This is a genomic window from Haladaptatus sp. QDMS2 (assembly GCF_029338295.1).
Taxonomy (GTDB): Archaea; Halobacteriota; Halobacteria; order Halobacteriales; family Halococcaceae; genus QDMS2.
On record NZ_CP119791.1, the window covers coordinates 175,606 to 197,368 of the forward strand.

Genomic DNA, 21,763 nt, shown 5'->3' on the forward strand with positions numbered 1-21,763 from the left:
GAACATTTATGTAGGGAAGCGAAGAAGTCTCAGTCACATGTGTCGAACTGAACACACAGTGACGCTCAACCGTGAGCCCGGCGCGGCTCACGGCTGGGTTCCGCGAAAGCTGCATCGACGCTGATTCTACCGTAGTCTTGACTGTACACACGCCCGCATTCGAGCGGAGTGGCGACGCTCTCGGAGGTGAGTCCCGTGCGTCGGAGTAAGACACTCCTCTTCACGCGTAGAGACACTGACACCCGTGAGTGGGACAACGAGACGGTGCAACTCACACTCCGCGCTGGCCTCGTCCGGCAGTTCGGTGGCGGCCTGTACGGATTTACGCCTACCGGAGAACGAGTTCGCCAGCACCTCATCGACCGCATCCACGCGGCGATGACGGCAATTGGCGGACAGGCCATCTCACTGCCCCAACTCCAGTACCGAGACATCTGGGAGCGAAGCGGGCGCTGGGCGAACTTCGAGGACGAGATGTTCACGCTCCAGAACCGCGACGGGCAGGACATGTGCCTTGCACCTTCGCACGAGGAAGGTGTCGTCCACCTCTGTGAGGGGTTCGTCAGGTCGTACGAGGACCTGCCCCTGCTCCTCTATCAGATTTCGACCAAGCACCGGGACGACCACCCCCGAAACGGCCTGCTTCGGACGAAGGAGTTCACGATGAAGGACGCCTACAGCCTCCATGCCTCCCACGAGTCACTCGACGAGTGGTATGACCGCGTGCAGGCGGCCTACTGCTCGCTGTTCGAGGGCCTCGGCATCGATTTCGTCGTCGCCAGTGCCGACAACAGCGTGATGGGCGGGAACGATTCAGAGGAGTTCATCGCGCCTGTCGAGTCAGGAACCGTCGAACTCGTCTACTGTGAGACGACCGACTGTCGCTTCGGAATCACCGACGAATCTCCCCGGAACGACCTGACTGCTGGCAATTCGTGCCCTACCTGTGGGAACGAACTCATCGAGGGCGAAGGCATCGAAATCGGCCACGTGTTCAAACTGGGCACCCGCTACGCAGACGCGATGGATTTCACCATCGACGTGGCAAACGGGTCGAAGCAGTCGGTCGTCATGGGGAGCTATGGCATCGGCGTGGAGCGCCTCATCCACACGCTCCTCGCCCAGCGCAGCGACGAGGCTGGTTGTCGGTGGCCCGCTGAGACAATGGCTCCCTACGCTGTCTCGATAATCCCCCTCCAATACGAGGGAGAAATTCGAGAGGCCGCAGACCGGTTGCACGAGGAGTTGGGAGTCTCGGACACAATCCTGTTCGACGACGACCGGCAGTCCATCGGCGAGCGATTCACCGAGAGCGACCTACTTGGGATTCCCCTGAAGGTGGTCCTTGGAAACCACTTCCTCGAAACTGGGGAGGTCGAACTCGAAACGCGTGACGGTGACAAAGCGTTCGTCGAACTCGACGAGGTGACGGGGCTCCGTGGGTAACGCTCGCTCGTCGAAACTGACACGCTTTTACTTTTCTCGCCCAATGTGCGAGCAATGCGCGCGTTCCGGGTGGCCTACGACGGCAAGCAATACAGAGGCTTCCAGCGCCAGCCACACGGACAGACGGTCGAAGACACGATTATCGAGAGCCTCCGAAAAATCGGGGCGTTCCCTGAAGACGACCCACTCCCACCGCAGTTCACAGCCTCGGGGCGGACCGATAAGGGCGTCTCTGCGCTCGGCCAGACGGTCGCGCTCGAGTGTCCCGACTGGCTCACACCACGGGCGTTCAACGGCGAGTTGCCGGGATCGATTCGAGCGTGGGCGATGGCCAAAGCGCCCGAGGGCTTTCACGCTACCCACCACGCCAAACGCCGCCACTACACCTACCACCTCTATGAGCCGGTGGTGAGCCGCGAGGACGTCGCTGCGGTGCTCGACTCGCTCTCTGGAACCCACGACTACCACAACTTCACGCCCGATTCTCGCAACACAGAGCGCGTCGTGGACGCCGCCGTTTCCCGGGACGGGAACTACCTCGTCTTCGAGATATCCTCGGACGGGTTTCCCCGTCATTTCGTCCGACGATTCGTCTCGCTGGCGCACGAAGTCGTGACGGGACGGCGACCGCGGTCGTTCGTCGACCGAGCACTTTCAGACGAGGTGCTGTCGGGTGGTGACGGCCTCCGCCCCGCGCCGCCCGAACCACTCGTGTTGCGCCACGTCGAGTATCCTCAGTTCGACTTTTCGGTAGACGAGGAGGCGCGAGAGAGTGCCTACCGTGTGTTTTCCGAGCGGTCGCGGTACCATCAGACGGCAACGCGGGTTGCAGACCAACTCCGCCACGGCATGGATGGCTAGCGAAAAACGTCCGAAGGCTTACTTCCCTCTCCGTGTAAGGGGAAGCCATGAGTTCGGTTCCCGAACGAAGCGAAATTTCTGCAGAGCATAAGTGGGACCTCGACAGTCTCTACGCCTCGGTCGACGAGTGGGAGACGGCCTACGAGGAAGCCGAATCCCAAATCGAGGACTTAGAAGAGTACGAAGGACAGGTCACCGACGACGCCGAAACGCTACTCTCGATTCTCCAGCTAGAGGAGGCGGTGATGCGCCGGGTTTCGAACGTCGCCTCCTACGCCCGAATGCGCCGGGACGAGGACACCCGCGACCAAGATGCACAGGCGCTCCTTGGAAAGGCTCAAACGCTCGTCTCGAAGGCGTCAAGCGCCTCAAGTTACATCGAACCTGAACTCCAGCAGTCCACTCGCGACCAGCTCCAGGCGTTCGTTGAGACCGAACCCGAGCTCGCGACCTACGAGCACTACTTCGACGAAGTGCTGCGGATGAAACCCCACACCCGGTCTGCGGAAGTCGAGAACCTGCTCGCCGAACTCGGCGAGGTGACCGGCGCGTCCGGTGAAATCTACAACATGCTCACCAACGCGGACCTCACCTTCCCGTCGGTCGACCACGACGGCGAGGAGGTCACCATCACCCAGAGCAACTTCACCAAACTCCAGCAAGAGCAGGACCGCGACCTGCGCCGGAAGGTGTACGAGACGTTCTACGGCGAGTGGGAGACCATCCGGAACGCGGTGGGGTCCTCGTACAAGAACAGCGTGAAGGCGGACGTGAAGCTCTCTCGGGCACGCAACTACGACTCCGCGCGCGAGGCCGCCCTCGACTCCGCGAACATCCCGGTCGACGTTTACGACAACCTCCTCTCTGTCGTCCGCGACAACCTCGACTTGCTCCACCAGCACGCAGAACTCAAGCGCGACAGCCTCGGCGTGGACGACCTCCAGATGTGGGACATCTACATGCCGATGGTCAACTCAGAATCCCCGGAGATCCCGTACGAGGACGCCCGCGAGTACATCGTCGAGGCGGTGGCTCCGCTCGGTGAGGACTACCAGAACCGCCTCGCGCGCGGACTAGATTCGCGCTGGGTCGACGTCTACGAGAACAAGGGCAAGCAGTCGGGTGCGTACTCCGGCGGAACCTACGACTCCCAGCCGTTCATCCTGATGAACTATCAGGACGACCTGTCGAGCCTGTTCACGCTCGCTCACGAACTCGGCCACTCGCTGCACTCAGAGTACACGAGCGACACCCAGCCGTACGTCTACAGCGGCTACGAAATCTTCGTCGCGGAGGTGGCGAGTACGGTCAACGAATCGCTACTCACCCACCACCTGCTGGAGACGGTCGAAGACGAGAACCTCCGGCGACACATCCTGAACGAGTACTTAGAACGGTTCCGCTCGACGCTGTATCGCCAGACGATGTTCGCGGACTTCGAACACCAGACCCACCAGTTGGTCGAGAACGGCGAACCGCTCACGCCGGACCGACTGGACGGCCTCTATCGCGACCTGAAAAAGGAGTTTTACGAACCGGCCGTCGTGGACGACCACATCGCCCGCGAGTGGATGCGCATCCCCCACTTCTATCGCGCGTTCTACGTCTACCAGTACTCGACGGGCATCAGCGCGGCCGTCGCGCTCACCGAGGACATCTTAGAGCGGGGCGAACCCGCCGCGAATGACTACATCGAGTTCTTGCGCGGTGGCTCTTCGACGTACCCACTCGAACTCCTCCGTGGGGCGGGCGTGGACATGGCCTCGCCGGAACCAGTCGAATCTGCCCTGTCCGTGTACGGTCAGTATCTCGACGAGTTCGCGCAGTTGCAGTAGCTGGCGCTCGAATTTTTATTCTCACCTATTACCAGTATCCTTTCACAGCAAGTGTTGCCGAAATCGACCGCGACCCAAAAGCACTTCTAAGGGTGGGTACTTAGTCGGCGTTGTCTGATGTCACGCAGCCCCTCTCTCCCTGACAGGCCGCGGCTCGACCTGGACAGCGATCTGTCCGATGACGAGCGCCTCGCGGTCTTAGAAGAACACTTCGCGGAGATCCTGCAGGTGAACCGCGAGCTCGGCAACCAACTCGAAAAGACCCAGAACCACGGTGAGAAACTTCGCGAGGACGTTTCGCGACTCGAACGGGAAAACGAGACGCTCAAGACGGCCTCGCTGTACCTCGCCACCATCGAGGACCTTACCGACGAGGGCGTCGTCATCAAACAGCACGGCAACAACCAGGAGGTGTTCGTGGAGGTCTCCCAGCAACTGAAAGACCGCCTCGAAGCCGGTGACCGCGTCGCGATAAACGACTCCTTCGGAATCCAGACGCGCCTCGAACAGGAGACCGACGCCCGCGCACAGGCGATGGAGGTCACGGCCAACCCACAGGTGTCCTATGAGGACATCGGCGGCATCGATGACCAAATTCGCGAGGTGCGCGAGACGGTCGAACTGCCGCTGCTCGACCCCGGCCAGTTCGAAGAAGTCGGCATCCAGCCACCCGGCGGCGTCCTGCTCTACGGCCCACCAGGCACGGGCAAGACGATGCTCGCGAAGGCCGTCGCGAACCAGACCGACGCTACCTTCATCAAGATGGCTGGCTCCGAACTCGTCCAGAAGTTCATCGGCGAGGGCTCCCGGCTCGTCCGCGACCTATTCAAACTCGCAGAGGAAAAAGAGCCAGCGGTCATCTTCATCGACGAAATCGACGCCGTCGCGAGCAAGCGCACCGACTCGAAGACGTCGGGTGACGCTGAAGTTCAGCGGACCATGATGCAGTTGCTCTCTGAGATGGACGGCTTCGACGACCGCGGGGACATCCGCATCATCGCGGCGACCAACCGCTACGACATGCTCGACAGCGCTATCTTGCGCCCGGGCCGGTTCGACCGCCTCATCGAAGTGCCCGAACCGAACGAGGAGGGTCGCCTGCAAATCCTCCAGATTCACACGCGCCGGATGAATCTCGTAGAGGAAATCGACTTCGAGACGCTCGCCGCCGAAACTGAGGGATTCAGCGGCGCGGAGATAGAGAGCCTCTCGACGGAGGCCGGCATGTTCGCGCTGCGTGACGAGCGAACGGAAGTTCGGATGGCCGACTTCGTGGACGCCCTCGACAAACTCACGTCTGACGACGACCCCGTCGGCCAGCCAGTCGCGTTCTACTGAAGCGGAATCGTAACCGCTTACCCCGGTTCGCTGTTTTCCACACCTATGAGCACCATCCGCGTCGTCTGGGGGAGCGGGCGCGCGCCAACGCCCATGGCCTCGTTCGACGCCGCCCTCAAGGCGGCGAATATCCACAACTACAACCTCGTCACCGTCTCTTCAGTGATTCCAGACGACGTGACGGTCGAAGCCGTCGGTACGGCCCCCGACCTCGGTCCCGTCGGCAACCGCCTGACCGTTGTCGAGGGGATGGCAACCGTCTCCCCTGGCGCAGACGAATCCGCGGCGGCCGCCCTCGCGTGGGCGCAGACCCTCTCCGGAAAAGGCATTTTCTACGAAGCGTCGGGAACCGACCCCGAAGACGTTCGCGCCCGCGTCGAGACCGGACTCGAGGCTGGAAAAGCGCTTCGCGACTGGGACTTTGGCGAGTCGCACGTCCGTGTCGAGGCGGCCGAAGCGGACCCCGAGGAGTACGTCACGGCGCTCGTCGTGGCCGCCTACGGCCAGAGCGACCCCATCGTGTGAGAAACTCGCAAGCCGTCGGAGGGTTTTTACCTGCGTAGTCGTAACTGCTGGTAGCTTTTATGTATGGAAACACCCCGTATGCGGGCAACGACAGCACCGACCGGGCGGCGCAACCCCCAGCGCTCACGCCCGACCAGCGCCGGGAACTCAGGCGGGGCGTCGTCGGTGTCGCCGCGCGAACGCGGGAGTTCCTCCCAGACGAGTACGTCATCGGCACGGAACTGACCGCGGGCATGGATGGGACCCCCCACGCCTTCGTTGCGGTTCACCCGCCGATTGGCTCGCCCGTGAGCGCCGGCATCGCCCCCGACGACGGTGACTTCGAGCGCGAAGAGGGCATTATCAGCGCCGAAGACCGCGAGGAAGTCGCTCGCAGTCTCGCCGCACAGGCGGCGCTGCAGGTAAAGCAGTCACTCGATTCCGACGTCGACGCCACCGCCCGCTAGGTCACGGGGTCGGGCGGATTGTAGAACAGTACGTAGCCCATCGCCGCGAGCACGGGCAGCGAGCCGAGAACGACCGAGAAGTGCATCGGGACGGCGAACGCCCAGCCGGCGACGAACCCGACGAGGAGACCGACCGGTATCACCACGAACACGGCGTCGTAAGCCGTCTTGCCCGGCCAGTGGGCCACCACCAACTGGAGGAGGCGGTGAACCGGTCGCTTCAGTACCATCGTATTGGCGAAAACGAACGTATTCCCTTTAACGGTGGTGGCCTGTCGCGGCGTTATTTGCCCCAGAACGGGTCGCGCTTTCGGTGCTTCTGCAGGTACATGCTGAGCGCCTCGCGTTCGTCGGCTGGAATGTCTTCCTTCAGTTCCTGCTCTAAAATCTTCGCGTGCTTCTCGGGGAGCTCGGCCCAGAGCGTGTCGCCTTCGTCGATTTGGCGGCCAACGGTCGGGCCGTCGATGGCGACGCTCACGCGGGTTCCGGCGCGGGCTTCGTCCACGTCCTCACCCTGTTCTTGAATCCCTTTGACCATGCCGACGCGCTTGGGTTCTGCACCCTCGAAATCCACGACGGGCGTGTTGCGCTTGAGCGTTCCAGAGAGGACTTCGACGCCCACCACCGCGGGGTTCGACTGGCGGAAGACGTGGTCCTGGAGAATCTGGAAGCGGGCGGGGCGACGAATCTTGTCGAGCACCGCGGTCTGCTGGGCGCGTTTGATTTCGTCTACGTGTTCCTCGTAGTCGTCGATGAGCTGGTAGATGACGTCGGATTCGAAGATTTTCACGCCGGATTCCTCGGCGCGGCGCTCGGCGTCGTCTAAGACGCCAACGTTGAACGCGAGGACGACCTGATTTAGTTCCTCGTCGGCGGTGGAGGCGACGGAGATGTCGCGGGGAGCCACATCGCCGACTTCGGCGCGCATGATTGGCACTTCGGCTTCCTTCAGCGCGCTCGCAATCGCTTCGAGGCTGCCGAGGGTGTCCGCCTTCACGACCACGCCGTCGTCCGCGGTGTGGACGTCGATTTCGGAGAGTTCGGCCTCGACTTCCTCGATGACCTCCGCGACCGGGCGGTCGCGGACGACGCGCACGGGCGCGCCGGCCATCGCGTCGTCTAAGTCGGGGGCGGCGATTTTGATACCCGCCGCCGCCGTCACTTCGTCGAAACGGTCGAAGCGTTTCTCCGTACGAATCTCTGCGAGCGGACGCGGCTTGAGCAGCGCGCGCACGTCGGTCACGATAGGGTCGTTCTTCCCGCCGACGACGATGGTGTCGCCCTCGCGGACAGAGCCGTTGTAGAGCACCACGTCGAGGGTTGCGCCGAAGCCGCGTTCCTCTTTGACTTCGAGAACCGTCCCTGCGCCGGGGCCGGTCACGTCGATTTCCATGGCCTCCTTCATGTACCGCTGGGAGAGGCCCATGAGGACGGTCAGGAGGTCCGCCATCCCCTCGCCGGTGAGCGCGGAGACGGGGACGACGCCGATGTTCTTCTGGAAGTTCTGGACGCGCCAGTAGAAGTCGGCGGAGAAGCCGGCGTCGCTCATGTTGCCGATGACCTCGTAGAGTTTCTCTTCGAGTTTCCGGCGCGCGCGGTCGGATTGCTTGTCGAAGGTTTCCTGGACGGCGGTGTCCGGTTGGGGGTTCCAGCCGGGGGTTGTGTCGATTTTGTTCGCAGCGACGATGAACGGCGTCTGCGTGCGTTTGAGGATGTCGATAGCTTCGAGCGTCTGTGGCTGGAAGCCGTCGTTTACGTCTACGACGAGGACGGCGATGTCAGCGAGTGCCCCGCCCCGCGAGCGCAGGGTCGAAAACGAGTGGTGACCGGGCGTGTCGATGAACAGCAGGCCCGGCAGGTCGAAGTCGTCTGGGTCGACGAGGTCGCCAGCGATTTCGGAGATGACGTCGAGGGGGACGGCCGTCGCCCCGATGTGCTGAGTAATTGCGCCGGCTTCGCCCTCGATGACGGCGGAGCCGCGAATCTTGTCGAGCAGACTGGTCTTGCCGTGGTCGACGTGGCCGAGGACGGCGACGATGGGGGTCCGCAGTGAGTGTGTATCTGGTGTGTTATTGTCCGACATGAAATCCACCCGTAACAAAGGTTCTTACCTAGACCAGCAATTCTCGGCTTAAAAGTCTTTCAAAAGGCTCTATTGGCTATTCGACCACTTCGAGGATCGCTTCCATGCCGAAACTGCGGTGGGGCGCACAGTAGTACTCGTACGTGCCGGGCACGTCGAACGTGAACGTGAACTCGTCGCCCGACTGATACGTGGTTCCGTTGCCGCCGGGGGTCCCCTCCCAACTCGCCCCATCTGGCTGGGAATTCGGCCGTACGTTGTGACCCGACGAATCGAATGTGAAGGTCACCTCGCCACCGGCCTGCACGGATGCCCGCGTCGGCGAAAAGCGAAGGTTGCCGCCCGGCCCGACGGTGATTGTGATGGCCGACTGAACCGGCGTCGTCTGCTGGGTCGTGGTCTCCGCTGCCGTGGTGGTCGCCTGAGTCGTCTGTTGAGTCGTCGTTTCCGCTGCCGTGGTGGTCGTCTGCGTCGTGGCTTGGGTTGTCGTTTCCGCCGCGGTGGTGGTGTCCTGTGTCGTCGTCCCATCGTCGCCACCGCCCGTACAACCGGTCAGCAGTCCGAGTGTTCCGACCGCGAGGCCATGTTTCAGTAGCGTTCGTCTGTCCATAGGGTGAAATACGTGATGGCGAGGTATCAATTTTCGCTGGTCATGCGGCCGACGGATGTCAGACATCCCCGTGCCGTTTATATGAGTTGACTCAGAACTGGTGGGTATGCCCGAAATACTCGCCGAGAATCTCTCGGGGAAGGCCGTCATGGGGTCAGACGGTGCTGAAATCGGGATGCTTTACAACATCACGATGGACCTCAAGACGGGGTCGCTGAACGACCTCATCGTCGAACCGACCGAACAGACCAACACGCGAAACGTCGACTTCAGCGTAGACGACAGCGGGCGGTTCAAAGTGCCCGTAAACCGCGTTCAGGCAGTGAAAGACCACATCGTCATCCGTCGGTAATGCACGTTCTCGACACGTCGGCCTTTATCAACGAGTACCACACGCAAGCCAAGAAAGCGTCCATCCCCCTCGTCCGCGAGGAACTGGAGGGCGAACACGCGTTCCGTTTCGACGCGATGGAAGGCGCCGGGATGTACATCCACATCCCCGACGACCAATCGGTCGAAACCGTCGAACGCGCCGCCCGCCAGTCGGGTGACTTAGCGGAACTCTCCGCTACTGACATACGCCTCATCGCGGCGGCCTACGAACTGGAAGGCACGCTCGTCACAGACGACTACGCGATGCAGAACGTCGCAGAGCGTCTCGAAGTCACCGTCGAGGTCATCGCTCAGGACGGCATCGAAGAGCAGCGAAACTGGAAGTTCCAGTGTCAGGGCTGTGGGCGCGTCTTCGACGAGAACAAAGAGCGCTGTCCCATCTGCGGGACGGGACTCACACGGAAGAACCCAGGCCGGGCCTAATCGAGCGACTGTAGGCCCGCTTCTACCAACTGCCGGAGCACCTCTGCTTCTGTGAGCCCGTACTCAGCAGACAGTTCCGACACCCGCGCTGCCTGCTGGTCCTCACAGAGAAACGAGTAACGGTGCATGCGCAATGCTACCGCGCTCGAATATTTATACTTCAGTCAGACGGCCGTCACACCGGACTGCCGGCGAGTTGGACGTACAACTGGGCGAACTGAACGGCGTTGAACGTGCCGTGGATGAGGATGGGGACGACGAGGTTCTTCGTCCGGCGGTAGGTCTCTCCGAGCAACAACGAGAGGATGAAGATGACCGCGAGGGTCGTGACCGTCGAAGCGGGGTTCGTCGCGCTGTAGTACTGGGGGATGTGGATGAGGGCGAAGATGATGCTCGCGACGATGACGGCCGCTTTCTCCGAGAAACTGTCGTAGAGCGACTTCTGGACGATGTTTCGGAACACGAGTTCCTCACCCGGGCCGATGACGAGCCACGAGAGCGGAATCAGGACGAGCAACAGCGTCGGGTTCCCCTCTCTGGCTTGCTGTTCGATGCTGCTCTCTGCCCCGGAGAGACCGACCGACTCGAGGATGAGACCGATGACGATGGCCGCCCCGTAGAGGGCGACGATGCCGCCCACCGCGTACGCGAGGTCGCGGCGAGAGGGCCGCCGAATGTCGATGTAGTCGAGGCCGATGTCGCGAATCTTCAGGTAGGCAATCGCCGAGAGGGCGAGTCCGAGGCCGAAGAAGGTGGTGAACACGCCAAACTGGATGGCGAAGCCTGCATCCGCGACGATGGATGCCGGAATGACCGAGAGCGCCATCCCGACGAGGAAGCTGATGAGACCGACCGCCGCGGCCGTCGAGACGTCCTGGACCATTCGCACGAGGTGTTTGGTGGAGACGCCCGCGCCGTCTGCCGCGGCCGCGCCGACCGAGACGAGACCCGCAATCGCCGCGATGGGGAGGCCGCGGCCCACGTCCGGGGTCGGCACGCCGGCCGTCGCTGGCGCGAGGAGGGCGTAGGCGGCTACGCCGACCACGGCGAAACTGGCGGTGCCGGCGAGGGGAGCGCCCCACGACCGGGGAATCACGTCGTGGCGGCGAAGGAGGAAGGCGAGCAACGCAAGCCCGGCGAGGGCTGCACCGGCGACGCTGCCGACGGTCAGACTGGCGACGGAGACGCCGCTTCCCGTCCACGGGAGGAACGCGGCGGCGAGCGCGACGCCAGCGAGCGCGAGGCCCACGCTGGCCGCAGGGCTCTTTGACATACCGGGAGGTAGGCGGGGACGGCTAAAATCGCTACGGTCTCAGCGAATCCACTTGGTCTCTTTGTCGGCGACGGCCTGCGCTTCTGCGAAGTCGCCACCGCCGAGCAGTCCGCGTGCGGCGCGCTTGCCCCACTCGACGGCAGGTTGGGTGAACGTCTCGACGGAGTAGAGTTCCCCCGCGAGGATGCACGCCGCTTCCATGCTGTAGAGCAGGTCGCCGATGCCCACGGCGTCGACGCGGCCGATTTCGATGCGGACGTTCGGCTGACTCGCGGCGGCGAGGGAGGCTTCCGTCGCGCGAAACTCTGCATCCAGCAGTTCACCGAGCGAATTCCCACTCAGGTAGGCGAGTTCCTCCGCACCGGTCTCTGGAATCTCTCGGTCGTCGCGCTCCTGTGAGCGCACGAGCGTGACGAGTTTGTCGTTCGGGCCGGCCCGATAGAGCTGCAACTGCGAGTGCTGGTCGGTCGCGCCGAGGGCGCGCACCGGCGTCTGGCCCATGCCGTCCTTGCCGAGGCTCTCGGCCCAGAGCTGGGCGAACCACTCGGCGAACGGTTCGAGTGCCTCGGCGTAGGGCACCATCGCGTTGATGTGTGCGCCCCGGAGGTCGAGGGCGTAGGCAATCGCGCCGTAGGCGTAGGCCGGGGAGTCGAACAGCGACCCGGAGAGCGACTCCATCGCTCGCTCGCCGCCTTCGAGAACCGCTTCGATGTCGCCGCCAAGGATGGCCGCGGGCACGAGACCGACCGCAGAAAGCGCAGAGAAGCGACCCGGCACGCCGTCCGGAACCGTGAGCGTCGGCAGGTGGTGGGTGTCCGCGAGGTCACGGAGGGGGCCGGACTCGCCGGTGGTGACAATGGTCTGGTCAGTCCAATCGACGCCCGCGGCCTTCATCGCGTCGCGAACGACGAGGAACGTGGCGAGCGTCTCGGCCGTCGTGCCAGAGCGCGAGACGACGTTCACGGCGGTGGTCGCCAGGTCGAGTTCGTCGAGGACGGCGCTCGTGTGCTCTGGGTCCACGTTATCGAGGACGTAGGCGTTCTCGATGCCGAGTGCCCGGGAGATGGTCGCCGCCCCGAGGGCGCTGCCGCCGATGCCGACGGTGAGCACCGACTCGGCGTCGGTGAGCGGAGCGATGGCATCACGAATCTCCGCGGCGTCCGTCTGCGCGGGGAGGTTGAGCGCCTCATACCCGTGTTCGTGCGTCTCTCTGCCGCGTTCGATTCGCTGGTGGGCGCTCTCGACGCGCTCGTCGAGGCGTTCCAGGGCCACTTCGGTCACGCCCGGTTTCGCGACCGAGGCGAGTGCGTTGCCGACGTCCAGTTGCATAGATGGACGCTCGGGTGGAGGGGTAAAATGATTGGTGTAACGCCGTCGTGCGCTGCAGGTTACAACTTCCGGCAGCCCGACGTGCGAAATTTGGCGCGGACTGTCCGCAGGACCGATATCGCGTCGTTTAATCGGCTCCGCTCCCAACTCCCCGATAATGACAGCCAGTGGGACGACCGACGGTGACGACGCCTACAAGGGCGTGTTCGGCGCGATTCCCTACGCGCTTCGCGCAAGCGATTCACTCCTGTTTCGAACCTACGTCGTCGTCGGGTCGCTCGCCGGGTTGTTGGTGACTATCACCATCACGCTCGCGCTGGTCGTCCTCATCGCCGCGACGTCGAACGTTCCCGGTGGGTCGCTCACCCTCTCGCGGGCGTTCTACGTCGTCATCGGCATTCTGGTGCTCGGACCGCTGCTCGCGCCCATCCTGTTCGTCGCCCGCCGCCACCGCCGTCGCTTGCCGGTGAGTGCCCGCTACGACACGCTACTCGCTGCCGCCGGCTACCTGTTCCTCCTGTCGTTGTACGTCGGCCTCGTCATCTCCATTCCGGAGTGTTTCGTCCTCGACGGCGAGACGACCTGCCGTAACTCGCCAACGGGCGTGTTCGGTCCGGTCATCAGCGTCCTCTACGCGCTTCCGGCCATCACGAGTCCACTCCCGCCGCTGTTTGCGGCGTTGCTCATCTTTGCTATCCACCGCAAACTCCGGTAAATTTTGTCGAAAACTTAAGTGTGGCCCTCTCTAGCATCCAGCTATGGGCACTGCATTCGACGATCTCGCGTTCCTCGCTGGATCAGCGAATCGGGCCACCGTCCTCCTCTCGTTGTCGAATCAGCCACGCGACCGTCACGAACTCGAAGCCGAGACGGGTGCGTCGCGGGTCACGCTGGGACGCATCCTCGCCGACCTTACAGACAAGGGGTGGGTTCGAAAGCAGGGCCACACGTACGAGGTGACGGGCGTTGGCAAACTCGTCGCCACGGCGTTCGGCACCTTTCTCGAAACGATGGAGACCATCTCGCAGTTGGGACCGATGGCCCCGTGGCTACCGGTTGAGAACTTCGGCTTCGACATCGAGCGCCTCGACGACGCCCTGGTCACCGTTCCAACGACGGCGGACCCGCTCGCCCCCTATCGGCGGGCGGCTCACACGCAGCGAAACGCGTCGTCGCTTTCGGTCCTCACGAACGCCACCGCCCCGCAGAACATCGAGGTCATTTGGCGGCGAACCACCGCTGGCGACCTGAAAATCGAAGCAATCCTCACCGGCGACGTCATCGACACCATCCGCAGCGACGAACAGATGGCCGCCCAGTTTCGCGACATTCTGGCCTCTGGACAGGCAGAGATCCGTCGCTACTCCGGCGACATCCCGTTCATCGTGTCCATCGCCGACGAGACGGTGGACATCGCCATCGCCGACGAAACCGGGATGCCTCGGGGCCTCATTCAGGTCACAGACGACGCAGTTCGGTCGTGGGCCGAACAGACCATCGCCCGATATCGCGACCAATCGGACCCGCTCACGTGCGACGCTTTCTCTGCCTGACCGGCACACGAAACGCAGAAAACGCACCCGCACCTAGCCACGGGCATGAAAAAGACGGGCACGTTTCTCTGCACCCACGCAGAGGCCGACTCGGCAATTCTTCGAGACGTCACCGACGGCCAGGTTCACACGCTCGGGTCAAATCCCGGCGTCGAAGAGGGCGACGCCATCGAGGGTACCCTCGCGCCCGAACCGCCGATGGAGGTTTCGTGGCAACTCGTCTCCGTCGAGCGCCGTTGGCAAATCCCCGTCGAGCGAAGCGACGAATCGCCGACGAAGTTAGAACGCGACCTCGCCGCAGACCAGGAGGTGGGTGGCCTCACGACCCGCGAACGGGCCGGTATTGGCGAGATTCACGTCCTCACGGTCGAACCGGACATGACCGACTCGGTGGTCGAAGATGTCCTCGAAGACGGCGCAACACTCGAACGCGCCGCTCGTCTCGGCGTCAACCGGGTCGAAATTCGCGCCGCATCCGGCGTCGTCGCGGTGCGCTATCTCCCCTGAGGTGCGCCCTCGCTCTGGACGAGCCAGCCACCTTCGATGCCACAGGCCTCGCGCTCCGTGTACTCGATTGTGGTCGTCTCGCCGACGCGCGTGCCGCCGTCTATCGCCTCGATTCTGAGCGGCACGTCGAGTGAACTCCCACAGCACCCCACGTCCACGAACTCCTCGAAAACGTCGCCGACTGCGGGTTCGCCGAGCGTTTTCTTCAGGTAGGCGCGAAACCACGGCGTGTCGAGTTGGTCGCGGCCCCACCCGCTCAGGTCGGCCGGATACGAGATGTTGACCCGCGTTGCGTCGCTCATAGCATCCCCTTTGGGTGCCATTGCCAAGCAACTTGTGGGTTCCCTGCCGTTTCGTTCTCTCACGACAGAAGGATAAGAAGGCTTATTCGACGGGGATTAGGACCCACAGGTATGGTCGAGTTCGAGGTACCGAAGGTCGATTACACCCGGTACTCCAACCGCCAGTTGGCCGCGGTGCCCCTCGGAGTGCTCGCCGTTGCACTCCTCATCATCGCTGGCTGGTTCGTGATGACGGGTGCGCCGGTCACCCCGGGCATCGCGTTCACTGGCGGCACCGAGTTACAGATACAGACTACTGATTCACCCGCCCAGATCGAGGCGACGTTCGACACGCCGGTCGAATCGATTCAGCCGATTCGGTCGAGTGACAACAGCTACATCGTGACGTTCCAGGCGTCCGGCGAGGACACGTCAGCTGGGGCCATCGAGCAACAGGCCCGCGACGCTGGCTACACCGTCCAGTCCTCACAGAGTCGCTCGCCAAGCTTCGGCGCGGAGACCCAGCGCCTCGCGCTCATCGGCATCCTCATCGCGTTTGGTGGCATGAGCGCCATCGTCTTCCTGCTGTTTCGGTCGTTCGTCCCCTCCATCGCCGTCGTTCTCTCTGCATTTTCCGACATCGTCATTCCCATCGCGCTGATGAACATCTTCGGCATCAAACTCTCACTCGGGACGGTCGCCGCGCTGTTGATGCTCATCGGTTACAGCGTGGACTCAGACCTCCTGCTCAACAACCACATCCTGCGCCGCAGCGGTGACTTCTATGAGTCCACCTACCGGGCGATGCGCACGGGTGTGACCATGACGCTCACGTCGCTCGCGGCGATGACCGTCATGACGATTACGGCGTTCCTCTTCGGGATTCCACTGCTCCCGTCTATCGGTATCGTCCTCGTCTTCGGGCTGACCGCTGACCTGATGAACACCTACATGTTAAATCTGAGCCTGCTTCGCTGGTACAAGTTCGAGGGGGTCGCCCGATGAGCGCCCTCCGCGAAAACTGGCGCATCGTCCTGTTGGTCATCTTCGTCGTGCTCTCTGGGGTGGCGCTGTTCGCGCCGACCGGGAGCGCAGACGACGGCGGCCAGGCCGGCACCGCAGACACGGGGCCGACGAACCTCAAGTACGGCCTCGAACTCTCTGGCGGGACGCGGATTCGCGCCCCGCTCGTCGGCATGACCGCAGAGGATGTCGACGTGACGCCCGACAACGATCGCGAGGTGGAAATCGCCGTCGCGAATCAGCTGAACATCTCGCGAACCGACGTTCGCGCCACGCCCCAGACCCGCACCGTTGAGGTGTTCACGGAGAACGTGACCCAAGCACAGTTCGCCCAGGCACTCCAGGCCGCAGGTCTCTCCGCGAGCGAGGAGAACATCCGCGACGGCGTCACCGACGAGACGCGCCAGACGGCTGTCTCTGTCCTCACGGAGAAAATCAACCGCATCGGCCTCTCTGGAGGGTCGGTCCAGCAGGTCCAGACCACCCAGGAGACGTTCATCCTCATCGAGGTGCCAAACCAGAATCGCACCGAGGTGTTGAACCTCATCGGTGACCGCGGGAAGGTCGAAATCGTCGCCGAGTTCCCCACCGACGCGAACGGCACCACCGAGTATCGACAGGTGTCGATGCTGACGCAGGGTGACTTCGCCGAGATCGGCGCGCCACAGGCGGGCCAGGGCAACCAGCCGTCGTACGTCCCCGTGACGCTCACCGACGAAGCGGCGCAGAACTTCTCACAGGGGATGCAGAACTTCGGCTTCACCAGCCAGCAGGGCGTCCAGAGCTGCCGATACAGCGACACGCCTGACGACCCCGGCTACTGTCTCCACACCGTCGTTGACGGCGAAATCGTTTACTCGGCGTCGATGTCCACGGGCCTCGCGGGCACCATCGCGAACGGCGACTTCGTGAAGGACCCCGGCTTCCGGATGACGACGACGAACGCCTCCGACGCCCGCGCGCTGCAGGTCAACCTGCAGGCCGGCGCGCTCCCAACTTCCCTCGACATCGAGGGCGAGGGGACGACGTACTTCCTCGAACCGGCGCTCGCGTCTGAGTTCAAGCTGTTCAGCCTCATCACGGGCATCATCGCCGTGCTCGCCGTCGCCGGGATGACGTATCTGCGCTACGGCGAGGCGAAAATCGCCGCCCCGATGGTCGTGACCGCACTCTCCGAGGTCGTCATCCTGCTCGGGTTCGCCGCGGCGGTCAACCTCGCGCTCGACCTCTCGCACATCGCGGGGCTCATCGCCGTCATCGGTACCGGGGTGGACGACCTGGTCATCATCGCAGACGAGATTAGCCAGTCAGGCGTGACGACGAGTCGCGTCTTCCGCGACCGCTTCCGCAAGGCGTTCTGGGTCATCGGCGCGGCCGCCGTGACCACCATCATCGCCATGAGTCCGCTCGCGGTGCTCAGCCTCGGCGACCTGCAAGGGTTCGCCATCATCACCATCGTCGGCGTGCTCATCGGGGTGCTCGTCACCCGGCCGGCCTACGGTGACGTGCTCCGGAACCTGATGGACATCGACTGATTGGGCGACCGCTTTTTTCGATTCTTACTCGATGCGCTCGTGTTCGAACGCAACACCAGCCGCGAGGCCGAACGACGCGAGGCCAAAGCCGAGTGCCGCTGCGCCGAACGTGGTCACGCCAGCGAACGCGCCGACGCCGTACACTACCGCGATTGCCAGTAGGACAAACCACGAGGTGGTTGGCGGCGGGGAGACGAGAAACACGACTGCAGGAACGAGTGTGGCAACGAGGACGGAGAGGACGGCGTACGCGGACCGATTCATGTCGAACCGTTCACCGCAGCGTCACTTAATTCACCGCAGTCAGTGGCCGCCGGAGACGAGATTCAGACCGACGATACCCACCACAATCAGGCCGATGAAGCCGAGTCGCGCGACGGTCGCGGGCTCGTCGAACAGGTACATCCCGAGAATCGCCGTCCCCACCGCACCGATGCCGGTCCAGACGGCGTAGGCGGTGCCAACGGGGAGGGTTTCGACGGCTTTCGCGAGGAGGACCATGCTGATGACGAGTGCGACGACGGTTCCGGCAGTTGGGAGTGGCTTCGTCAGCCCTTCAGAATAGCCGAGTCCGATGGCCCATGCGACTTCGAAGAGGCCGGCGACGAACAGCAGATTCCAAGACATCGTCTCTGCGTTGGGAGTGCAGACGGCTATAGCTGCTGGAATCAGCGCGTCGTGCCCTGTGAGGGCGACAGCTTCTGTACGGCTTTGAGGCCGCTGTACACCACTGGCGGGGCGACGACCAGCAACACCAGGAGCAGCGCGAAGAACCCCTCGGCACCTGCCTGAAGCGGAATCATACCAGCAAATTCCCGTTCCAGTATGAGTGTCTTGTGGGCGGTTCAGAACTCGGTGAGTCCTGACTGCTCGCGGGCAGCGAGGACATCCTTGCTCGTCTGCCACGAGGCTCGAGCGCACGCGGGGAGTTCGCCATGCTGCGCAACGTATCCTTCGAGGAACGATTTGGTCGTCGGATCGCTTGGATAGCCGCTGCCGACCTCGCCGTACTCTGCAGCAAGTGTCGCGACGTGAGCGTCGCGGGCGACCTTGGCGACGATGCTGGCCGCGCCCACGACGGGGTGATTTTCGTCTGCATTGTGCTCCGCCCGCAGGGTGACATTCTTGTCCAACTTTCCGGCCACCCGACGGGCGAACCGCGCTTCGTCGGTGTCACAGGCGTCCACGATGCCTTCCATATCGTCTTCGAGGATTTGTCGGAGGGCTTGCGCCTGGGCGCGGACGGTAAGGGTGTTCAGGTCCGTCTCGGGGTCGTCAATCTCGTCGACGCGCACCTCCGCGAGGCCAATACTGACTTTTGGCGACGCTCTGAGGGCTTCGTCCAGTTCCTCGCGGCGACCCGGCGTGAGGAACTTCGAGTCTCTGATTCCGGCCGGGAGGTCGCTCTCGTCGGGCACGCTCACGGCGGCGGCGAACATCGAACCGAGGACGGGACCGCGCCCAGCCTCGTCTGCACCAAAGTGCATCGCATGGCCATCAACGCCAGATGGTATAGTATTTTTCGCCGCGATGTCGCGTCAATCCCAAAAAAACCCAGCCACTGCTGCTCACAGGTCGAGGAACGTCCGCGAGAAGGTACCCTCGATGGATTCCGTTCCCGCCTCCGGTTCACTGACGGCGACGTTCGTGTAGGTGACCTCAGCAAGCACGTGGCGCTGGCCGGGTGGGCATTCGAGTGTCGATTCGGGCGGCGAGAGCGTCAACGAGCCGGTGATTTGGCCGTTCCTCCCGGACGTGAACTCACCGGACGCCTCGACCCTGCCGGTCTCCTCGCGCTTGTTCGCCGCACTCGGGTTCTTCCCGCCGCCGTTGATGCAGGCGTACAGTGCCGACGCGTCGGCACTCGCGGTGACCGTCGTCGTCACGTTCTGGCCCAGTCCGGCTATTTTGAAACTCACACGCAGGTCGCCCCGGTTGTCTGGACCGCTCGCGGACGCGCGGATGAAGTGCGGATTGGCGGCCGCGCCGGTCGTCGCGAAGGCGACGCTCGCGAGGAGCGTCGAACCGGTTACTTTGAGCACGGTGCGTCGTGTTGGTGTCACTCGATCTACGGGTGACGTGCTGGCTGTCATACTTCTTCCCCCGCTGGATTCGCCCCTCGGCAGAGCGGGCCCCTCCAGCACTAGTCCGGTTTCGTCCCCACCCGAAAAGTAATGCCTCACCTTTCGTGTCACTGACCGTCGGTGACGCGACTAATTTCAAATTAACCCGATGGTATTCGTTCGGAGGTAGTACTAATTCGACGATACGTTCTGTCCGCCGCTGAATACTGTTCGAATTTGCTGAATTGGCATCGTGCCACGACTTGCGCGTCGGAGGCGGAGAGTGTCACTTCAACCGGTCCGTTAGCACGGACTTATCGGGTGGCTCAGGCGGACGTTCAGTCGAGGAAGAACTCCTCGCGTTCGAATGGTTCGTCCTCGCCTTCGACGGCGACCACATCGAGCGCCGTCACGACGGCGTTCACGCCGAGCAACTCGGTCAGGCTGGGTTCGGTGCGGCCGTCGTCACCGCTCACGAGTTCTTTGATGTAGAGGCCGCCCGCGCCGTGAATGGTGAGGTCGGCGTGGTACTCGTCTACCAGTTCGCCCTCGATGTCGTACACCGTGCGCTCGCGGGTCAGGTTCGCCCGGCGGTGGTCGACGCGTTTTGGGGTGTACTGTTCGATGGTCGCACCTTCGAGTTTCGAAATCGCCGCCTGCAAGTCCTCCACCGTCACGGGATGGGCGAATTTCACGTCCATGCGGTAGGTCTTCGAGGCGTCGTGTTCTTTGACGCGCTCGACCATCTCGTAGGTGCACGCTCGCAGGCCCTCGACTTCGATTTTCCCGTCGGCTTGCTCGTTGATTTCTGCCTCGAGTGCGGCCATGTCCACGTGGCGCACCTTCGGGTTCGAGATTTCCATCACGAACGGGCGGCCCGTCCCGAGCATCAGGGCGTCTACGTCTTCTCGGCCCGCGCCGTGGAAGGTCGTTTCCTCGCCCTCCATCGCCGCGAGGAGGGGCGGGGCGGCGAGTTGTTCGACGCTCTCGGGATAGCGATAGCCCGACCCGGCACAGACGTGACACGGGTCGCCGCGGATGTAGCCCGTCTCGTTGCACTCAGAGCAGGGCCACTTCGTCTGCGGGATGTCGCGTTCGAGTTTGCGATAGCGCCCGTAGACGAACGTCGAGTGGTTGCGCATCTCGACTGCGTCGCCTTCCAAATCGAGCGTGAACATCACGTGCGGGCGGCCGAAATCGACCTCCGTCTCGGTCAGTCGGCCAATACGCTTGCCCACCTCGCGGTTGAACTCGGATTTGAACTGCTCGCCCGCGTCCTCGGGTAGGCCCGCGCTCTCGCGCAGGAGCAGTTCGTTCTCTTCGATGAGTGGTGGGGTGTGCGTGCCGACCTGGTAGGTGTCGAACTCGATGCCTGCGACCGTCTCGGCGGCGCGCTCGGCCCACTCGTCGAACGTCGCACAGAGCCCCTCACACACCCAGCACTCGGAGACAGCGGTCGGTTCGTAGGGTTCGTCGGCTGCCAATGCCACGGCGGTCCGCAGCGCGTTCCCGCGCTGGTCGTTGGTGAGGCCGAAACTCCGGTCGGCGAACACTCGGCCCAGGCAGGAATCGCAGACGGGGCCGTTCTCGATGACCGCTCGCGCATCGTCGAGAATCGTCATTACACCTCCTGGGTCCCCCTCGAATTAACAGTCTTGGTTTTCCCCTCGGCGCGGACCTGCTGGCTGGACAAAGTATTTACCGATCATGTCGAAACGTCAACTATGGCCCTCGCAGACCGCTCCCTCCCGACCACTGCCGCCGTCTGGCTTGGTGCAGTACTCCTGTTCACCGTCCCAGTCGCCTTCGTGCTGGTGCAGAGTGCGCTGCTCATCACCGACGCGTTCGGTGCGCGAGAGGTGCTCGCCGGACCACTCTGGCTCGCCCTTCTCGCGTTCGCCTTCGTGAGCGGGGCGCAGGTCGCGTCGAACATCGCTGGCGTCCAACTCCACGGCACTGCTCACCTCGACCGCGGGAGTCGCGCCCGTCGCCTCGCACGCCACGGACTGTTCGTCCTCGTCGGCCTCGCGACGCTGCTCGTCGTCGGGTCGCTGTTGCTCGGTATCACCACGTGGAGTCTCGCCACCGGTCGCGCCGTCTCGCTCGCGCTGGTCGGCGCAGTCGCGCTCGCATTGCTCTGGGCGCTTCGCCGGAGCCTCTCGGCGTTCACGAAGGGGCTCCGTGAGCCAGTCGGCAAGGATGGCGACTTGCTGCTCTCAACGACGAAAAAATAGGGAGT

The 21,763-nt window shown here is 63.3% G+C and carries 27 protein-coding genes; 14 read left to right on the top strand and 13 right to left on the bottom strand.

Annotation, left to right across the window (positions count from 1 at the left end; translation table 11 throughout):
- The first annotated feature begins 195 nt into the window (after window positions 1-195).
- The 6 genes from P1M51_RS00940 (at window position 196) to P1M51_RS00965 (ending at window position 6,451) form a co-directional block, all read left to right on the top strand.
- Window positions 196-1,446 (top strand): aminoacyl--tRNA ligase-related protein, encoded by a 1,251-nt coding sequence (locus P1M51_RS00940; RefSeq protein WP_276246311.1) that lies wholly within the window; start codon window positions 196-198, stop codon window positions 1,444-1,446.
- A gap of 54 nt (window positions 1,447-1,500) precedes the next feature.
- Complete coding sequence (gene truA, locus P1M51_RS00945) at window positions 1,501-2,307, top strand: tRNA pseudouridine(38-40) synthase TruA (protein WP_276274751.1); 807 nt, start codon at window positions 1,501-1,503, stop codon at window positions 2,305-2,307.
- 47 nt (window positions 2,308-2,354) lie between these two features.
- Window positions 2,355-4,142 (top strand): oligoendopeptidase F, encoded by a 1,788-nt coding sequence (gene pepF / locus P1M51_RS00950; RefSeq protein ID WP_276274752.1) that lies wholly within the window; start codon window positions 2,355-2,357, stop codon window positions 4,140-4,142.
- A gap of 117 nt (window positions 4,143-4,259) precedes the next feature.
- Complete coding sequence (locus P1M51_RS00955; RefSeq protein ID WP_276246314.1) at window positions 4,260-5,480, top strand: proteasome-activating nucleotidase; 1,221 nt, start codon at window positions 4,260-4,262, stop codon at window positions 5,478-5,480.
- A 45-nt stretch (window positions 5,481-5,525) separates the two neighbouring features.
- Window positions 5,526-6,005, top strand: a complete 480-nt coding sequence (locus tag P1M51_RS00960) for a pyruvoyl-dependent arginine decarboxylase (RefSeq protein ID WP_276274753.1) — start codon at window positions 5,526-5,528, stop codon at window positions 6,003-6,005.
- 59 nt (window positions 6,006-6,064) lie between these two features.
- Complete coding sequence (locus tag P1M51_RS00965; protein ID WP_276274754.1) at window positions 6,065-6,451, top strand: DUF5811 family protein; 387 nt, start codon at window positions 6,065-6,067, stop codon at window positions 6,449-6,451.
- Here P1M51_RS00965 and P1M51_RS00970 read toward each other — a convergent pair.
- The 3 genes from P1M51_RS00970 to P1M51_RS00980 all read right to left on the bottom strand — a co-directional run bounded on the left by P1M51_RS00970 (window position 6,448) and on the right by P1M51_RS00980 (window position 9,144).
- The gene (locus tag P1M51_RS00970; RefSeq protein WP_276246317.1) at window positions 6,448-6,681 is read right to left on the bottom strand and encodes a hypothetical protein; all 234 of its coding nucleotides are present in this window, start codon (window positions 6,679-6,681) and stop codon (window positions 6,448-6,450) included. The genes P1M51_RS00965 and P1M51_RS00970 overlap by 4 nt on opposite strands.
- A gap of 53 nt (window positions 6,682-6,734) precedes the next feature.
- Entirely contained in the window at window positions 6,735-8,534 is a 1,800-nt protein-coding gene (gene infB / locus P1M51_RS00975; RefSeq protein ID WP_276246318.1) for a translation initiation factor IF-2, read from the bottom strand.
- A gap of 76 nt (window positions 8,535-8,610) precedes the next feature.
- Window positions 8,611-9,144 (bottom strand): plastocyanin/azurin family copper-binding protein, encoded by a 534-nt coding sequence (locus tag P1M51_RS00980; protein ID WP_276246319.1) that lies wholly within the window; start codon window positions 9,142-9,144, stop codon window positions 8,611-8,613.
- 106 nt (window positions 9,145-9,250) lie between these two features.
- Between P1M51_RS00980 and P1M51_RS00985 the strand changes: the two genes are divergently transcribed.
- Together P1M51_RS00985 and P1M51_RS00990 are read left to right on the top strand one after the other, a co-directional pair.
- Complete coding sequence (locus P1M51_RS00985) at window positions 9,251-9,496, top strand: PRC-barrel domain-containing protein (protein ID WP_276246320.1); 246 nt, start codon at window positions 9,251-9,253, stop codon at window positions 9,494-9,496.
- Window positions 9,496-9,960, top strand: coding sequence for an NOB1 family endonuclease (locus tag P1M51_RS00990; protein WP_276246321.1), 465 nt, complete (start codon window positions 9,496-9,498; stop codon window positions 9,958-9,960). Before P1M51_RS00985 ends, P1M51_RS00990 begins: the two co-directional genes overlap by 1 nt.
- Here the strand turns inward: P1M51_RS00990 and P1M51_RS00995 are convergent.
- The 3 genes from P1M51_RS00995 to P1M51_RS01005 are packed head-to-tail and all read right to left on the bottom strand — an operon-like array spanning window position 9,957 to window position 12,562.
- Complete coding sequence (locus P1M51_RS00995; protein WP_276274755.1) at window positions 9,957-10,088, bottom strand: CopG family transcriptional regulator; 132 nt, start codon at window positions 10,086-10,088, stop codon at window positions 9,957-9,959. The genes P1M51_RS00990 and P1M51_RS00995 overlap by 4 nt on opposite strands.
- A 47-nt stretch (window positions 10,089-10,135) precedes the next feature.
- On the bottom strand, window positions 10,136-11,233 hold the full coding sequence (locus tag P1M51_RS01000; RefSeq protein WP_276274756.1) for a CPBP family intramembrane glutamic endopeptidase: 1,098 nt from the start codon (window positions 11,231-11,233) through the stop codon (window positions 10,136-10,138).
- 39 nt (window positions 11,234-11,272) lie between these two features.
- On the bottom strand, window positions 11,273-12,562 hold the full coding sequence (locus P1M51_RS01005) for a glucose-6-phosphate isomerase (protein ID WP_276274757.1): 1,290 nt from the start codon (window positions 12,560-12,562) through the stop codon (window positions 11,273-11,275).
- Window positions 12,563-12,719: 157 nt separating this feature from the next.
- Between P1M51_RS01005 and P1M51_RS01010 the strand changes: the two genes are divergently transcribed.
- From P1M51_RS01010 to P1M51_RS01020, 3 genes are read left to right on the top strand one after another with little or no spacing between them, the layout of a single operon-like run.
- Window positions 12,720-13,277, top strand: coding sequence for a hypothetical protein (locus tag P1M51_RS01010; RefSeq protein ID WP_276246325.1), 558 nt, complete (start codon window positions 12,720-12,722; stop codon window positions 13,275-13,277).
- Window positions 13,278-13,320: 43 nt separating this feature from the next.
- The gene (locus P1M51_RS01015; RefSeq protein ID WP_276246326.1) at window positions 13,321-14,115 is read left to right on the top strand and encodes a winged helix-turn-helix domain-containing protein; all 795 of its coding nucleotides are present in this window, start codon (window positions 13,321-13,323) and stop codon (window positions 14,113-14,115) included.
- Window positions 14,116-14,160: 45 nt separating this feature from the next.
- On the top strand, window positions 14,161-14,622 hold the full coding sequence (locus P1M51_RS01020; RefSeq protein WP_276246327.1) for a DUF5812 family protein: 462 nt from the start codon (window positions 14,161-14,163) through the stop codon (window positions 14,620-14,622).
- On the opposite strand, the gene P1M51_RS01025 is transcribed toward P1M51_RS01020, so the two are convergent.
- Entirely contained in the window at window positions 14,610-14,924 is a 315-nt protein-coding gene (locus P1M51_RS01025) for a hypothetical protein (protein WP_276246328.1), read from the bottom strand. The two genes, P1M51_RS01020 and P1M51_RS01025, sit on opposite strands and share 13 nt — an antisense overlap.
- A gap of 111 nt (window positions 14,925-15,035) precedes the next feature.
- On the opposite strand from P1M51_RS01025, the gene secF reads away from it, so the two are divergent.
- Together secF and P1M51_RS01035 are read left to right on the top strand one after the other, a co-directional pair.
- Window positions 15,036-15,908: a protein translocase subunit SecF gene (secF, locus tag P1M51_RS01030; RefSeq protein WP_276246329.1), complete on the top strand. Its 873-nt coding sequence runs from the start codon at window positions 15,036-15,038 to the stop codon at window positions 15,906-15,908.
- Entirely contained in the window at window positions 15,905-17,461 is a 1,557-nt protein-coding gene (locus P1M51_RS01035) for a preprotein translocase subunit SecD (protein WP_276274758.1), read from the top strand. The genes secF and P1M51_RS01035 overlap by 4 nt, the downstream gene beginning before the upstream one ends.
- 24 nt (window positions 17,462-17,485) lie before the next feature.
- Here the strand turns inward: P1M51_RS01035 and P1M51_RS01040 are convergent, their stop codons facing one another.
- The 6 genes from P1M51_RS01040 to P1M51_RS01065 all read right to left on the bottom strand — a co-directional run bounded on the left by P1M51_RS01040 (window position 17,486) and on the right by P1M51_RS01065 (window position 21,146).
- A complete protein-coding gene (locus P1M51_RS01040) occupies window positions 17,486-17,725 on the bottom strand; it encodes a hypothetical protein (protein WP_276246331.1) in 240 nt (79 codons plus the stop codon).
- Between the two features lie 39 nt (window positions 17,726-17,764).
- Complete coding sequence (locus P1M51_RS01045) at window positions 17,765-18,088, bottom strand: multidrug efflux SMR transporter (protein ID WP_276246332.1); 324 nt, start codon at window positions 18,086-18,088, stop codon at window positions 17,765-17,767.
- A gap of 41 nt (window positions 18,089-18,129) precedes the next feature.
- On the bottom strand, window positions 18,130-18,264 hold the full coding sequence (locus tag P1M51_RS01050) for a hypothetical protein (protein WP_276246333.1): 135 nt from the start codon (window positions 18,262-18,264) through the stop codon (window positions 18,130-18,132).
- 42 nt (window positions 18,265-18,306) lie between these two features.
- A complete protein-coding gene (gene rnhB / locus P1M51_RS01055; protein ID WP_276246334.1) occupies window positions 18,307-18,948 on the bottom strand; it encodes a ribonuclease HII in 642 nt (213 codons plus the stop codon).
- A gap of 81 nt (window positions 18,949-19,029) precedes the next feature.
- Entirely contained in the window at window positions 19,030-19,554 is a 525-nt protein-coding gene (locus P1M51_RS01060) for a hypothetical protein (RefSeq protein ID WP_276274759.1), read from the bottom strand.
- Window positions 19,555-19,862: 308 nt separating this feature from the next.
- On the bottom strand, window positions 19,863-21,146 hold the full coding sequence (locus P1M51_RS01065) for a tRNA pseudouridine(54/55) synthase Pus10 (protein WP_276246336.1): 1,284 nt from the start codon (window positions 21,144-21,146) through the stop codon (window positions 19,863-19,865).
- Between the two features lie 102 nt (window positions 21,147-21,248).
- On the opposite strand from P1M51_RS01065, the gene P1M51_RS01070 reads away from it, so the two are divergent.
- On the top strand, window positions 21,249-21,758 hold the full coding sequence (locus P1M51_RS01070) for a hypothetical protein (RefSeq protein ID WP_276246337.1): 510 nt from the start codon (window positions 21,249-21,251) through the stop codon (window positions 21,756-21,758).
- Window positions 21,759-21,763 lie beyond the last annotated feature (5 nt).